Source organism: Shewanella sp. SP1S2-4, from assembly GCF_031932075.1.
GTDB classification, from domain to species: Bacteria; Pseudomonadota; Gammaproteobacteria; order Enterobacterales; family Shewanellaceae; genus Shewanella; species Shewanella baltica.
In genome coordinates this window covers 63,795-78,027 of the sequence record NZ_JAUOET010000004.1, presented here as the reverse complement: position 1 = coordinate 78,027, position 14,233 = coordinate 63,795, and the positions used below count along the sequence as shown (strand labels likewise).

Sequence of the window (14,233 nt, the reverse complement as noted above, 5' to 3'; positions counted from 1 at the left end):
TGCTAATTTAGGGGAAATAAGTCAAATTGCTCTGGATTAGACTTTTACTGTAGTCATATTGATGATTAAAACCACAGTTTGGAATAGATTGTCGTAAAAATTCTAAAAACGGTCGACAATTCAAATTAAGTTACTAAAATTATATAAATTTATGCATGGTTGTGGTTTAGTAGCTTTCATGTTTTTACCTATGGGAATCATCGTTTTGGCCTTACCGTCAGTGATTTTTGGTATGTTTTTTGCTTTATAACTAATGTTTCAACCTTAGTAGGTTGTGATATACCTAGTCAGATAGTGTTGGCACTACAGTGATCATTCGGAGCGTATATGTTTGACAATAAATCGATTCTCATAACAGGTGGAACAGGTTCTTTTGGTCAAAAATATACCAAAATGATATTGGCGAAATATAAACCAAAACGGTTGATTATTTTTTCACGTGATGAGCTAAAACAATACGAAATGCAGCAAGTTTATAACGCGTCTTGTATGCGTTATTTCATCGGTGATGTACGTGATGCTGATAGACTTGTCCAAGCGTTGAAAGATGTTGATTACGTGATTCATGCCGCTGCGTTAAAACAAGTACCTGCCGCCGAGTACAATCCTCTGGAGTGTATTAAAACCAACATTCATGGTGCTGAGAATGTGATCAAAGCAGCAATCGCGAATAAAGTCAGGCGGGTTATTGCATTATCAACAGATAAAGCTGCGAATCCGATCAATTTATATGGAGCGACTAAGTTGGCTTCTGACAAATTGTTTGTTGCTGGAAATAATATTGTGGGTGAAGGTAATACCCGGTTTTCAGTGGTGCGATACGGTAATGTTGTTGGTTCTCGTGGTTCAGTAGTACCTTTTTTCAAATCATTAGTGAATAACGGTGCCGTTTCTTTACCTATCACTCATCCCGATATGACTCGCTTTTGGATTACCTTGCAAGATGGGGTGGACTTTGTGCTTAAGAATTTTTCCCGGATGCAAGGTGGTGAGATTTTTGTCCCTAAAATTCCGTCTGTTCGCATCACTGACTTAGCTGATGCCTATGGTGCAGGATTAAAGCGTGAAATTGTAGGTATACGCCCAGGTGAGAAAATGCATGAAATTATGTGTCTTGGGGATGATTCGCATCATACACTTGAGTTCGATGACCATTTTGTTATTACACCGAGCATTTCATTTTTTGGTAAGAATAATAACTATTCTACTAATATGTTAGGTGAAACAGGCACCTTAGTCGAACAAGGATTTGAGTATCATTCGGGTAATAATCCTCATTTCTTATCTATTGAGCAAATAAAGTTACTCGATGAGGAAGCATAATGATTCCTTATGGACATCAATCAATAAGTCAAACAGACATTGATGCAGTTACGACTGTTTTGACTTCTGACTATCTGACCCAAGGTCCCCAAGTGCCCATGTTCGAGTCGGCAGTTGCAACTGTAACTAGGGCAGAGTATGCCGTAGCGGGTAACAGTGCGACCTCTATGTTACATGTGGCTTGTTTATCTCTGGGTGTTTTACAACAAGATATAGTTTGGACTTCTCCTATCACTTTTGTAGCATCAGCTAATTGTGCTCTCTATTGTGGTGCGAAGGTTGATTTTGTTGATGTTGATCCCCTCACGGGTAACATGTGTGCAATTGCTCTCTCTAACAAACTGCAAGAAGCACAAAAACAAGGTTGTCTTCCTAAGGTCATCATACCCGTTCATTTATGCGGCCATAGCTGTAATATGGATGTAATAGGAGCGCTTGCAAAGCAGTATGGTGTAAGGGTTATCGAAGATGCCTCACATGCTATAGGTGGGCAATATCAGGATCAATATATTGGTCAGTGTCAGTATAGCGACATTACGGTATTTAGTTTTCATCCTGTTAAAATTATCACTACTGCTGAAGGTGGTGTCGCTACAACTAATTGTGCAGAACTTGCCAAGGCGATGGTTTTTTATCGCAGCCACGGAGTGACACGGGATAAAGAGATGATGCTAAGACCTGATGAAGGGGATTGGTACTATGAACAGCATTTTTTGGGCTTCAATTATCGTATGACTGACTTACAAGCTGCGTTAGGAAACAGCCAAATTACACGTCTAGATGAGTTTGTAGCTAAACGTAATCAATTAGCTCTTCAATATCATTTTCTATTGAAAGACACTGGGGTTGAATTTGTCTCTCCGTTAGATAATACACTTAGTGCTTACCATCTTATGATGATTTTATTGCCTGAGAATATCGCCCGTAAAGTGGTTTTTGATGCGATGAGAGCGGCAGGTATTTGTGTGCATGTTCATTATTTCCCTGTGCATTTACAACCGTATTATTTAAATCTAGGTTTTGCTGAGCATGATTTCCCTCAAGCTGAGCACTTTTATCGCCATTGCTTAACCTTGCCGCTTTATCCCGATCTTAGTGACGAACAGTTAGTTTTTATTACTGAAACATTAAAAGGATTATTGTAGTGAACATAGCAATAATTCCCGCCCGTGGTGGCAGTAAACGTATACCGAGAAAAAATATTAAGGCATTTAATGGCAAACCCATTATTGCTTATACAATTGAAGCTGCATTAATTAGCGGTTGTTTCGATCGTGTTATAGTATCAACTGACGATGATGAAATTGCCGCTGTTGCACTACAATATGGTGCTGAAGTTCCCTTTGTCCGTCCCTTAGCATTAGCCGATGATTTTGCGACGACAGGTGTGGTGGTGACGCATGCGCTTAACTGGTTAATAGAGTCTCACTCTAAGCCTTCGTTTGCTTGCGTTATGTATGCCACGGCCCCCTTTATTCGAGCGGAAATATTAAAAGACGCATATGCGATATTAAAGCAAAACAAGCATAAAAAGTTTTGCTTTGGCGTAGCAGAATTTCCCTCTTCAATTCAACGTGCCTTTAAAATAACGACTAACGGAGATGTTGAGATGTTTCAACCTGAGTATTTTAATACTCGCTCTCAAGATCTTGAAAAAGCTTACCATGATGCCGGTCAGTTCTATTGGGGCACGACAGAAGGCTTCTTGGAGAGTAAGGGGATGTTTTCGAGTGATTCTATACCATATCCATTACCTCGCCACCAAGTTCAAGATATTGACACTCCAGACGATTGGGTAAGAGCCGAGGCACTATATCAAGTGATGCTCAAGCAAAGTGCCTAAGATGAAGAGGATCGTTTTTAGAGTCAATGCTGGGCAGGGGATCGGGATTGGTCACTTAGTCCGTTGTGCCGTGCTTGCAAGAGAATTGATTCAACAAGGTCATAAATGCCTTTTGGTATTGGGAGCGGTCGAGCAGGAGTTATCTGCATTTGTTGAAGGACTCGATTATATTTCACTCAATTTAGTATCGCCAACTTGCCCAGATGAGTCACATGATGCTGTGTTATTTCTGAGCGTGGCGAATAATTTTTACGCAGACTGGGTTGTCGTGGATGACTATTATTTGGGTCGAGAATGGGAGTTATTGATTAAAGCACATGGCTATCAAGTATTGTCTATTGATGATCTTTGTCGCCCCCATGAGTGCGACATCTTGTTAGATGTACGTTGGCGTGGGGACAATACGTCTCTTTTTTACCAAGGTAAATTACCTTCACACTGTATGGCCTTACTTGGCCCAGAGTTTGTGCTGTTATCTGAACATTATCAACAAGCCGTTATACATTCGCAGCCTGCAGAACTGCCTTATACTCTCTTAGTAGGTCTTGGTGGTGGCGGAGATATTGTTACTATTCGCAAGTTAATAGAGAATTTAGAACCGTTAGCGAAACGAAATCAGATAAAGATTCAGGTTATCCTTGGGCCTCTGTTTGATGACCCTCTTACTTTTATCACTGAATGTGCGGACACTCCTTGGGTTGAGCCGCTCATTGGTATTAAAGAATTGTACCCTTACCTAAAGGCGTGCGATTTATATATAGGTGCAGCAGGCGGAATTTTATATCAATTGCTTGCGCTCAATAAACCAGCATTGACCTTTTCAACGTCAGAGAACCAAGTCACGCCAATAGATCAGTTAGAAGATATCGGCCACTTCTTCCATCTTGACCAATGGAGTGAGCAAGATGTTGCTTGTCTTCCTGAATTTGTGGATGCGGTTATAAGGCATAATGGCCGAGTCCAAGGTTTGCTTAATTCATCTCGATTTCATTTAGATGGGCTAGGGGTCCAAAGAGTCGTCAAAGCCATGATGGGCGAATTAACACCTGAGGAGAAAGTGAAACATTCTGCACCGTGTGTTGAGTTGATCCTCTCGAAACATCATAGTTTACGTCCTGTTAGCGATCGAGATATTAATCATTACCTTGATAGCCGTAACTTAGTAGCTAATGCGCAAAATATGATTAATGTGCAGCCCATTCCGCGTTTAGCGCACTATGCATGGTGGTTCAACACACAACGTGAGTCTTATTTACTGTCAAAAAACGGACAAGCTTGCTTGTATATTTGGCATCAAGTGAGACAAGTTGCACAACTGCATTTTTTAATTGGCGGTTGGTTTGTTTGTGACGATGACACGGGATTCCAAGATGCGCTACTTGCACTTAATTGGCAGTTAACTCATTGTGATAAAAAATATTCTGGTATTCCTTGGATTGCGGTTATTCATCGTGAGAACAAGTATGTGAAGCTGATGAATGATTATCTTGGCTTTGAGACAATAGACGAAATTCATCCCTATGCTTCAGCCATTGGCACGGTATTTGCTGATGCACATTATAGTCAGTTTTTCTTTGTAACTCGGACGACTAAGCCAGATCCGCAGCTACACAATATACAGGTGGTGGCAAAATGATCGCTATGGAAGTAACCCCACAACCGTTGAAGTTGGGATTTATTGGCGGTTCTTATACTTCGGCCGTGGGTTACGCCCATGGTGCAGCTAGTCAGTTGGACGGGCGTTGGCAATTAGTTTCTGGATGCTTTTCACGCGATATAGATACCAGTTTAAAAACGGGCGCGACATGGCATCTTCCTGCAGATCGTGTGTATTCCGATTGGCAGCAATATATTGCCAAAGAGGCGGCGTTGCTCGATGCCGTTGTCGTGCTAACTCCAACACCAAGTCACGTTGATGTCGTATGTGCCTTGCTGCAAGCAGGAGTCGCTGTTATATGTGAAAAAGCAATGGCGGCGGATTTACAGCAATCGATAGCGATCCAAAAAGTCCTCGATGAGACTAAAGGATTCCTCGCTGTGACCTTTAACTACAGCGGTTATCCTATGGTGCGAGTGTTACGCCGGCATGTACAAGAAGGCACTTTTGGGGAGCTTAAACAGATCCAAATTGAGTTTCACTCAGATGGTTTTATTCAAGCACCAGAAAAAATGCATCCTCAAGCTTGGCGTTTGGTGGATGGTGCAATCCCTACGATTTTATTAGATCTTGCCGTGCATGTGCAGCATCTGAGTGAGTTTATTACTGGAAAAATTCCCTTGAGCGTAAATGCCGATTTTCATCATTTCTCGATTTTTGATGGCATAGTCGATGACGCCTATTTGTGGGCAAAATTTGAAAAGGGGATGCGGGCTTCCTATTGGGTTAGTAAGACAGCTTTAGGCCATCGTAATGGGCTTAGAGTCAGATTATTTGGTGAACAGGCGAGTGCAGAGTGGTATCAGGAGGAGCCGGAGCGTCTGCATATCTACGGTAAAGACTCTGTTCGGATGACTTATGATAGAGGCAATTGTCATTTTAAAGAAGAAGTCCGCGAACGCTTTAAACCTGGACATCCCGCTGGCTTTGTTGAAGCTTTTGCTAATCTTTATAACGATATTGCCGATGCACTAGTTATGTTCCGTAAAAAGGGGCAATTTCAGTCGCCTTATGTATTTGGTTGGCAGCATGCCCATGATGGTCTCGTTATGTTAGACGCTGTTGTACAGTCAAATAAAACTGAGAGATGGGTTGAGATAAATTAAAGGTTATGTGCAAATGAAGATTAATATTGGTGAGCGCGGGATTGGTGACGAAGAGCCCTGTTATGTGATTGCTGAGTTATCGGGAAATCATGGCGGAGATATCCGTAAAGCAGTTACCCTACTTAAAGCCGCTGCCGATGCGGGAGCCGATGCCATTAAACTGCAAGTATATCGTCCTGATACTATTACGCTAAATGTGGATCATGGTGATTTTGCTATCCCAATGGATAACGCATGGGCAGCTTATAAAAACCTTTATGAATTATATGAATATGCTCATACTCCTTGGGAATGGCTACCTGAATTATTTGCCGAGGCCGCGAAACTTGGGGTTGAGTTATTTGGTTCTGTCTTCGACGAGACGTCAGTCGACGAGCTAGAAAAATTTGCTGTAAAGGCTTATAAAATAGCGTCTCCCGAAATTGTCGATCTAGCATTGCTAGAAAAAGTCGCCAAGACAGGTAAGTCAGTCATAGTCTCTACTGGGCTGGCAAGCTTAGAAGATATTTGTCGTGCGGTAACTTGTCTTAAGCAACACGGTTGTGAGCAAATAATTTTACTCAAATGCACAACAGCCTATCCTACACCTCCAGCAGAAGTTAACCTAAAAACGATACAGCATTTAAAAGACACATTCCAATGTCCTGCTGGACTTTCTGACCATACAGTTGGTATAGGCGTATCGATTGCAGCTGTTGCGTTAGGCGCAAATGTAATTGAAAAACATATAAAATTGGATGATGGAGAAGAAACTGTCGATAGCTTCTTCTCACTAACAGTCGCTGAATTTCAAACGATGCTGGCAGAGATCCGTCGAGCGGAATTGGCGGTTGGCAAAGTAGATTACAGCTTAACGCCCGGTGCGAATAAGAATCGAAATGGACGACGCTCACTGTATATTTCGGCACCGATGCAGCAGGGTGATATTTTTACTGAGCTGAATGTTAAATCTGTGCGGCCAGGTTTCGGTCTTGACCCACAATATAAGTCACTAATTTTGGGGCGCAAAGCGGGTAAAGATCTCATCGCTGGCGACAGATTAAGCTGGGATGTTATTCAATAGTCTGAAATGTTTCATTTAAAAATGGGTGAGTAGTAATGACAATAAATGACGTGACAAATTTTATCATCGATTATGTGCGGCAACATTTAGAAGATGACAGTCAGATTATTGATGAAAATTGCAATTTTGTTTCAACTGGCTACTTAGACTCATTTGCTATTTTGAGTCTTATCATGACATTAGAAAGTCAATACGAGATTAAGTTCGCGCCAAGTGAACTCGCAGAGTCTGAGCTCCAAGTCATAGGTAATTTAGCGCAAGTGGTGGTGAATAAAATTGCGGGTAGAGACTGATGTCTTGCTTATATGAGAGATTTAGGCTGGTTGCCCAGCAGTTTCATGATAAAACTGCGTTGATCGATGGCGATGAGTGTTATACCTATGGCCAGCTGTTGTCACTCATTGAATTATGGTGCAAGCAGATTGTACTGATTTGCCAAACTCAAAGACCGCGAGTAGCGCTGTTAACTGACTCTCTATTACATTCTTTTACTGTCTCTGTTGCGATCGCAAAATTAGATGGTGCATGTATACCTACGAATGCACAAATGCTGGCACCACAGTTGTTGGCCGGATGGAACGCGACAGATGTTAATCTTGTGGTTTACGATCGTAGTGTTAGCGCAAAAGTGCATTCTTTAGCCTTGCCGTTTGGTATTATAGCCACTGATGCATTGGCGATACCTACGGGGAATATTCCTTCCAATCACAATACTTACGCTAATAATATTGAATTTACTCAAGATGATTGCCATGCGTCAGAAGCGCTTAGCTCGTTGGTCCAAGAAGCCATAGATAACGACTTTTTGATCACCCTTTCATCTGGCTCAACCGGTGATCCTAAACCTATTGTGGTGTCACAAAGTGTCAAACTTGCAAGAGCGCAACAGACTTGGGATCTGTATCATTTAACGTCTGACGATGTAGTGCTATGTGCTTCACCATTTTTTCATTCTTTAGGTCAGCGACTTAGTTTTGTACCCTTATTATTGGGAGCCACTTTAGTGAGATTGGCCCCCTTTACGCCAAAACAGTGGTTAGTGTTAGTTGAGCAACATGCGGTGAGTTTTGTGATCAGTGTCTCGTCGCACCTGTATGCCTTAAAAGATGAACTACTCGATAACGCGATAGCATTAAAGTCACTGAAAACTATAGTGACGTCATCAGCTCCTATAGATGCGGCTTTTAAAGAGAAAATTTTTGACGCAATTGGCTGTGATTTTCACGAAATTTATGGCGCGACAGAAATTGCCGTCGCAACCAATTTAGCGCCCTGTGATGCAAAATTTAAATTTAATACTGTCGGCTACCCATGTGAAGCGATCGATGTTCGAATACTCAATTCAAATCTATGCGTCTGTGGGATCAATGAGGTTGGGGAAATAGCAGTAAGGTCTCCACTAGCGTTTAGCGGTTATTACCATAAACCTGAATTAACATTGGCTGCGTGGCATGGAGATTATTTTCTAACTGGCGATCTCGGTAAACTCGATAGCGAAGGTTTTTTAACTTACGTTGGTCGTAAAAAAGACGTTATTATTTCGGGGGGCATCAATATATATCCGAAGGATATTGAGGCTGTACTCTCCACGCATGAAAGAGTGTTAGAAGTGGCTGTTATCGGTGTAGATGACCAGTTGCTAGGTGAAGTTATCGTCGCCATCTGTATTGTAAAAGATGCAGATCGTTTAGAGCCACAGCTTCGAGCCTTAACGAACCGTTCATTAGCGCCTTTTCAGCGTCCTCTAAAATACTTTTTCCCAGAAAAATTGCCATTAACGGCAACGGGAAAAGTGTCTAAGAAATTGTTGAGGGAACAGTATAATTCCTTAAATAATGGTTGGACAGCCGTACTTGAAACGATGTTGTACGGGAGGAAAGGCTAATGAGTGAAAGGTATATTTTTGGTGCAGGCATTCAAGGTGAAATTTTTTTTCAAAGTTTTCAATTCTCATCGATCACACTTGATGGTTTTATTGATGCCTATAGTCAACAGACTCATCTATATGACTTGCCGATAATACGCAAAGAAGATATCGAGAACAAAGACGCCGAAATATATATATCAGTAGGGTTATTAAGTCGACGTATCAAGTCTGAGCTTGTGGCACAGGGCTTTACTAGAGTATATGACTTTACAGAGTCCATTTTTGCTTGTCCTGCTATTATCCAACAATTAATTCCCCACAGTCTTTGGTATTCAGCCGTGATTGATGAAATGGTGGAACTCGAGCAATTGGCAAAAGTAAGGGGTCTGTTATTTGATGATAAGAGTCGGCAATTATTAGATCAAATAGTTCGTTTTCGTCAACATCATCGAGTTGAAGATTATCCAATCCCCGATCCTCATATTCAATATTTTGCTGAAGATATACCTGTTTTTAACCATTTGTCAGCACTGCGTTTTATTGATGCGGGTGCATATAATGGCGATACGTTAACCTCATTATTTACCGCTGCGCAATTACATGCACTACCGGTAGAATACTGCGCTAGTTTTGAGCCTGACCCCATTAATCTATATAAATTAAACTGTAGAGTTAAAGCATTGGGGTTGGAACATCAGGGGCGAGTATTTATTTACCCTGCTGGCGTATGGAGTAAGTGCTGTTTGTTAGCTTTTGATGCTGAACACAGTACTTCAAGCCGATTAACCGGAACCACGGGATCACAAGATAATTTGGTGAGTTGTGTGGCACTCGATGACGTGGTTTTTGGAGGATCACCCAACTTTATCAAAATGGACATAGAAGGGGCTGAAAAGGCGGCTCTTTTAGGGGCAAAGAATATTATTCAAACATATCGCCCTGTTTTGGCAATTTGTCTCTATCACAATCCTAGCGATTTATGGGATATTCCTTTGATGATCAACGATATGGTTCCAGACTATGACATGTACATTAGAGTCTATGGTGATATGTTATTGGAAACTGTGCTGTATTGTATCCCAAAAAAACGCAATGAAAATGTTGGACCCGATAAGGAATAATAAATATATGTGGAAAGAGCAAGTTAACGCCATGATATCAGACATGCGTAATGCGGATCCCAGTTATCAGCCAAGTCACTTCTGGCAACATGGTGCAAAGAGCTTGCAGCAGGATCTAGCCGATTACGGGATTGAAAATTTTCGAACGCTAAATAGCGCCCTAGGCTATTTCGTTCCAACATATTTATTTCATGGCTGGGTTTTACAGCCAGAACGTTATCAAAATATGTTAACTGTTTGTGATGGCGTCCTTCAAAATGACCGGCGCGCCATGATGTCAATGACGGAGTTTTTATCGGGTGAAACTCATGCTAAAAGTGACTATCGAGTGTATAAAGCGAGTGAGCAGTTACGTGCCCCGTTTACACAAAATTTCAGTGAAAGCCATGTAGGCAACCCATTAGAACAGTTTGAGTTTGATGGACATTTTTATAGTCGCTCTAGTTTAAATTATCTACTAGGATTAAATTTTCTTAAGCAACATATACAAGATATTTCGGTCAAAACTGTCTTAGAAATCGGTGGTGGTTTCGGTTCACTCGGTGAGATTCTACTAAGTGATAGCAGAAATGAGACTTTTTATATAAACGTAGATATTCCTCCGACCTGTCTCTTTTCCATTTATTATTTAAAACAGGTATTGGGTGCACATCTTGTGGCAGATTATGCCCAGTTACAAATTTACCCAGATTTGAATATTGATACACTACGTACTGAGTTTAGTGCCGTAGTCATGTGTCCTTGGCAGTTACCTGAACTCACTGGCGAAATTGATCTTTTTGTGAATTTTATCTCCTTTCAAGAAATGGAGCCTGAAATAGTTCAAAATTATCTGCAACATGTAACACGGTTAAAAAGTAAATACGTGTTATTGCGTAATCTTCGCGAAGGGAAACAGGTTGCAAAAGACCACTCTCATGTTGGTGTTAAAGTGCCTATCTTGGGAGATGATTATGATAAATTCTTACCTGAGTACGAGCTTATTGCCACAAACGTATTACCTTTTGGTTTTCAAACAATTGATAAATTTCATTCAGAATTGAGATTGTATAAACGTATTGAAAATTAACTAAATATAAATCTGAATGTCGTATTTAATTTTCTGTCTAAAGTTTATCTATATTAATTTTTTTGTACTGAGATTGGGTGGTGATATATGTTTTATGAATTAGCGAGCCCAACATTTGGCCTCGAAGAATATACCGCGCTTAATAAAGTGATTGAAAGCGGTTTATTTACTATGGGAGAAAATGTTAATGAGTTTGAAAAACAGTTTGCAAAGTATCATAGTAAAAAATATGCAGTTATGGTTAACTCCGGTTCTTCAGCAAATTTAATTGCAACCGCTGCATTTTTTTATAAGAAAAGTTGTCCACTAAAAGCTGGAGATGAAGTTATTGTACCTGCTGTCTCTTGGGCAACGACTTATCATCCGTTGCAACAATATGGGTTGGTTTTAAAATTTGTAGATATTAATTTACAAACTTTAAATATGGATGTGTCTAAATTAGAACAGGCCATTACAGATAAAACTAAGATGATTGTAGGGGTAAGCATTTTAGGCAATCCTGCAGAGCTAGATGTCATACGTGATTTTGCGGATAATCATTCATTATATTTTCTCGAAGATAACTGTGAGTCTTTAGATGCTGAATTAAATGGAAGAAAAGCCGGTACATTTGGTGATATAGGTACTTTTAGTTTCTTTTTTTCTCATCATATATCGACTATGGAAGGCGGGATGTTAATTACCGATGATGATGAATTATATCAACTAGCCTTATCGTTGAGAAATCATGGTTGGACTCGGGGCCAACCAGACGATTCTATGTTATTTGATAAGAGTGATGATGCTTTTTCTGAAGCTTATCGTTTTATTTTGCCTGGTTATAATGTTAGACCTATTGAATTGAGTGGTATTTTAGGGATAGAGCAGCTAAAGAAATTACCTCAATTTACTGAGCAAAGACGTAAAAATCTACAATTATTTAATGAGCTTTTTGCAGATGACAAGCGTTTTATTATTCAAGAAGAACATGGGAAAAGTTCAGCTTTTTGTTTTCCTATGATAATTAGTCCCGATGTGGACATCTGTCGAGATAAGCTTTTCTGCGCACTTAAGGCTGCGGACATCGGTTTTAGAATGATAACAGGTGGTAACTTTTTACGGCATGATGTCATTAAGCATTATCAATATAGCCAAGTTGGTGAAATGACTGCTGCTAATCATGTGCACGATTTTGGTTTTTTTGTAGGGAATCATCCCTTTGATTTAACTGAACAGTTACACACATTAAAACAGGCGATTGTACAACTATGACAAATAGTAAACGAATTTTGGTAACAGGTGGAGCCGGATATTTAGGTTCGATGATCACACCTAGGTTAATTGAACTTGGCCATCATGTTACGGTTTTAGATAACTTTATGTTTAACCAAGACTCACTTAATACTTTGTGTGCTAACAAAAAGTTTAATGTTGAGCGTGGTGATTGCCGTGATGAATCATTAATCAAGCGTCTAACTAAAAATGTCGATGTGGTGATCCCGCTTGCTGCATTAGTTGGTGCGCCTTTGTGTGGTAGAGATGAATTAGGAACTATATCGACAAATCGTGATGCTGTGGTTACGCTAACAAAAGTATTGAGTAAGCAGCAACAAATCTTAATGCCTATTACCAACAGTGGTTATGGTATTGGTGAGCAAGGTAAGTTTTGTGATGAAACGAGTCCTCTTAAGCCAATCAGTCTTTATGGCAAAACTAAAGTAGAAGCAGAGCAAGCTGTACTTGAGCATGGCAATGCTATTAGCTTTCGATTAGCTACCGTGTTTGGTATGTCGCCACGTATGCGGTTAGACCTCTTGGTTAATGACTTTGTCTATCGTGCAGTAAAAGATTCTGCTGTGGTTTTATTTGAATCGCATTTTAAGCGAAACTATATTCATATTCGTGATGTTGTAGCAGCATTTGAACATGGCCTTAATAACTTCGAAGTAATGAAAAATGAAGCATACAACGTTGGATTGTCTGATGCCAATATATCTAAACGTGAATTGTGTGATGAAATAAAACGTTTTTTACCAAAATTTACATACCTAGACGCGCCTATAGGCGAAGACCCTGACAAACGTGATTACATTGTATCCAACAGAAAAATCGAAGCTACAGGCTTTCGGCCAACCTTTAGTTTAGGTGATGGTATTCAAGAGCTGATTAAAGGCTATTCTATGATTTCTAATAGTAAGTATAGCAATATATGAATGATATCAATCGTAAGTTTCAGCGTGTGTTAATTACAGGGATTTCTGGTTCTGGTGGAAGTTTTCTGGCTGAATATATTGTAAATAATCATGTTGATGTGGAGGTGCATGGCATAAGCCGCTGGCATAGTACAGCGAGCCATGATAATTTGAATAACATCAAAGAGCGTGTTTATGTTCATGAATGCGATCTCTTGGACTTATCATCAATTATACGTGTGCTTGAAACGATAAAGCCTGATGGTATATTTCATATGGCTGCTTATGCAAATGTTAAAAACTCATTTATTACACCACTTTCCGTTATTAATAACAATGTAATGGGTACGGCTAATTTACTCGAAGCTATTCGGTTGACTAAATTAAATCCTGTTATTCAACTATGTAGCACCTCTGAGGTTTATGGCAGAGTAGAACCAAAAAATGTGCCTATAAATGAATCATGTCCTATTAATGCCGTAAATCCATATTCTGTGTCTAAAGTAACTCAAGATCTTTTGGGGCAAAGTTACTTTTTAAGTTATGGTATGAAAATTATTCGTACTCGAATGTTTACATATATAAATCCTAGAAGATTGGACTTATTTGCAACTTCTTTTGCTGATCAGATTTCTAGAATTGAACTTGGATTGCAAGATGAGTTATTTCATGGAAACTTAGACTCTACCAGAACACTTATTGATGTTCGTGATGCGATGGAGTCCTATTGGGTTGCACTGACTAAAGGACGAATAGGGGAGATTTATAACATTGGAGGTGAAAATATTTATAAGGTTGGAGAGATTTTAGAAATTCTTAAGTCGAAATCTAGTGGGGATATTAAGTCTCGGCTGGACCCATTGTTATTAAGGCCGACTGATATTACTTTGCAAATACCTGACTCATCTAAATTTTTGCTTGAAACAGGTTGGAAGCCTAAATATTTATTTGAAGATAGTTTGAACCATCTCTTGGATTATCGTAGAAGAGTAAATATACGTAGCAATTGTTAA

Annotated in this window: 13 protein-coding genes; all 13 read left to right on the top strand. The window is 39.9% G+C overall.

Going from position 1 to position 14,233, the window contains the following annotated elements; all coding sequences use genetic code 11:
* Positions 1 to 327 precede the first annotated feature (327 nt).
* The 13 genes from pseB (at position 328) to Q4Q52_RS06360 (ending at position 14,233) form a co-directional block, all read left to right on the top strand.
* Positions 328 to 1,323 carry a UDP-N-acetylglucosamine 4,6-dehydratase (inverting) gene (pseB, locus tag Q4Q52_RS06420; protein WP_311990127.1) on the top strand — a complete coding sequence of 332 codons (996 nt, stop codon included), beginning with the start codon at positions 328 to 330 and terminating at the stop codon, positions 1,321 to 1,323.
* Positions 1,323 to 2,468, top strand: a complete 1,146-nt coding sequence (gene pseC / locus Q4Q52_RS06415; RefSeq protein ID WP_311990126.1) for a UDP-4-amino-4,6-dideoxy-N-acetyl-beta-L-altrosamine transaminase — start codon at positions 1,323 to 1,325, stop codon at positions 2,466 to 2,468. The genes pseB and pseC overlap by 1 nt, the downstream gene beginning before the upstream one ends.
* Positions 2,468 to 3,166: a pseudaminic acid cytidylyltransferase gene (gene pseF / locus Q4Q52_RS06410; RefSeq protein ID WP_311890038.1), complete on the top strand. Its 699-nt coding sequence runs from the start codon at positions 2,468 to 2,470 to the stop codon at positions 3,164 to 3,166. Before pseC ends, pseF begins: the two co-directional genes overlap by 1 nt.
* Before the next feature lies 1 nt (position 3,167).
* Positions 3,168 to 4,802 carry a UDP-2,4-diacetamido-2,4,6-trideoxy-beta-L-altropyranose hydrolase gene (gene pseG / locus Q4Q52_RS06405; protein ID WP_311990125.1) on the top strand — a complete coding sequence of 545 codons (1,635 nt, stop codon included), beginning with the start codon at positions 3,168 to 3,170 and terminating at the stop codon, positions 4,800 to 4,802.
* 5 nt (positions 4,803 to 4,807) lie between these two features.
* Positions 4,808 to 5,929 carry a Gfo/Idh/MocA family oxidoreductase gene (locus Q4Q52_RS06400; protein WP_311990124.1) on the top strand — a complete coding sequence of 374 codons (1,122 nt, stop codon included), beginning with the start codon at positions 4,808 to 4,810 and terminating at the stop codon, positions 5,927 to 5,929.
* Between the two features lie 13 nt (positions 5,930 to 5,942).
* A complete protein-coding gene (pseI, locus tag Q4Q52_RS06395) occupies positions 5,943 to 6,992 on the top strand; it encodes a pseudaminic acid synthase (RefSeq protein ID WP_311990123.1) in 1,050 nt (349 codons plus the stop codon).
* A 35-nt stretch (positions 6,993 to 7,027) separates the two neighbouring features.
* Positions 7,028 to 7,285 (top strand): acyl carrier protein, encoded by a 258-nt coding sequence (locus tag Q4Q52_RS06390; RefSeq protein WP_311890034.1) that lies wholly within the window; start codon positions 7,028 to 7,030, stop codon positions 7,283 to 7,285.
* Positions 7,285 to 8,877, top strand: coding sequence for a class I adenylate-forming enzyme family protein (locus Q4Q52_RS06385; RefSeq protein ID WP_311890033.1), 1,593 nt, complete (start codon positions 7,285 to 7,287; stop codon positions 8,875 to 8,877). The genes Q4Q52_RS06390 and Q4Q52_RS06385 overlap by 1 nt, the downstream gene beginning before the upstream one ends.
* Positions 8,877 to 9,980 (top strand): FkbM family methyltransferase, encoded by a 1,104-nt coding sequence (locus tag Q4Q52_RS06380; RefSeq protein WP_311990122.1) that lies wholly within the window; start codon positions 8,877 to 8,879, stop codon positions 9,978 to 9,980. Before Q4Q52_RS06385 ends, Q4Q52_RS06380 begins: the two co-directional genes overlap by 1 nt.
* Positions 9,981 to 9,987: 7 nt before the next feature.
* Positions 9,988 to 11,049: a putative sugar O-methyltransferase gene (locus tag Q4Q52_RS06375; protein ID WP_311990121.1), complete on the top strand. Its 1,062-nt coding sequence runs from the start codon at positions 9,988 to 9,990 to the stop codon at positions 11,047 to 11,049.
* A gap of 87 nt (positions 11,050 to 11,136) precedes the next feature.
* Positions 11,137 to 12,300 carry a DegT/DnrJ/EryC1/StrS family aminotransferase gene (locus Q4Q52_RS06370; RefSeq protein WP_311990120.1) on the top strand — a complete coding sequence of 388 codons (1,164 nt, stop codon included), beginning with the start codon at positions 11,137 to 11,139 and terminating at the stop codon, positions 12,298 to 12,300.
* On the top strand, positions 12,297 to 13,241 hold the full coding sequence (locus Q4Q52_RS06365) for an NAD(P)-dependent oxidoreductase (protein ID WP_311990119.1): 945 nt from the start codon (positions 12,297 to 12,299) through the stop codon (positions 13,239 to 13,241). Before Q4Q52_RS06370 ends, Q4Q52_RS06365 begins: the two co-directional genes overlap by 4 nt.
* Positions 13,238 to 14,233: a GDP-mannose 4,6-dehydratase gene (locus tag Q4Q52_RS06360; protein ID WP_311990118.1), complete on the top strand. Its 996-nt coding sequence runs from the start codon at positions 13,238 to 13,240 to the stop codon at positions 14,231 to 14,233. The genes Q4Q52_RS06365 and Q4Q52_RS06360 overlap by 4 nt, the downstream gene beginning before the upstream one ends.

Excerpts from the sequence above, each read along its gene's own strand:
- Q4Q52_RS06360 (WP_311990118.1), top strand. The coding sequence starts at position 13,238 with ATGAATGATATCAATCGTAAGTTTCAGCGTGTGTTAATTACAGGGATT.
- Q4Q52_RS06380 (WP_311990122.1), top strand. The coding sequence starts at position 8,877 with ATGAGTGAAAGGTATATTTTTGGTGCAGGCATTCAAGGTGAAATTTTT.
- Q4Q52_RS06370 (WP_311990120.1), top strand. The coding sequence starts at position 11,137 with ATGTTTTATGAATTAGCGAGCCCAACATTTGGCCTCGAAGAATATACC.
- Q4Q52_RS06375 (WP_311990121.1), top strand. The coding sequence starts at position 9,988 with ATGTGGAAAGAGCAAGTTAACGCCATGATATCAGACATGCGTAATGCG.
- pseB (WP_311990127.1), top strand. The coding sequence starts at position 328 with ATGTTTGACAATAAATCGATTCTCATAACAGGTGGAACAGGTTCTTTT.
- Q4Q52_RS06390 (WP_311890034.1), top strand. The coding sequence starts at position 7,028 with ATGACAATAAATGACGTGACAAATTTTATCATCGATTATGTGCGGCAA.
- Q4Q52_RS06385 (WP_311890033.1), top strand. The coding sequence starts at position 7,285 with ATGTCTTGCTTATATGAGAGATTTAGGCTGGTTGCCCAGCAGTTTCAT.
- Q4Q52_RS06365 (WP_311990119.1), top strand. The coding sequence starts at position 12,297 with ATGACAAATAGTAAACGAATTTTGGTAACAGGTGGAGCCGGATATTTA.
- pseC (WP_311990126.1), top strand. The coding sequence starts at position 1,323 with ATGATTCCTTATGGACATCAATCAATAAGTCAAACAGACATTGATGCA.
- pseI (WP_311990123.1), top strand. The coding sequence starts at position 5,943 with ATGAAGATTAATATTGGTGAGCGCGGGATTGGTGACGAAGAGCCCTGT.
- Q4Q52_RS06400 (WP_311990124.1), top strand. The coding sequence starts at position 4,808 with ATGGAAGTAACCCCACAACCGTTGAAGTTGGGATTTATTGGCGGTTCT.
- pseG (WP_311990125.1), top strand. The coding sequence starts at position 3,168 with ATGAAGAGGATCGTTTTTAGAGTCAATGCTGGGCAGGGGATCGGGATT.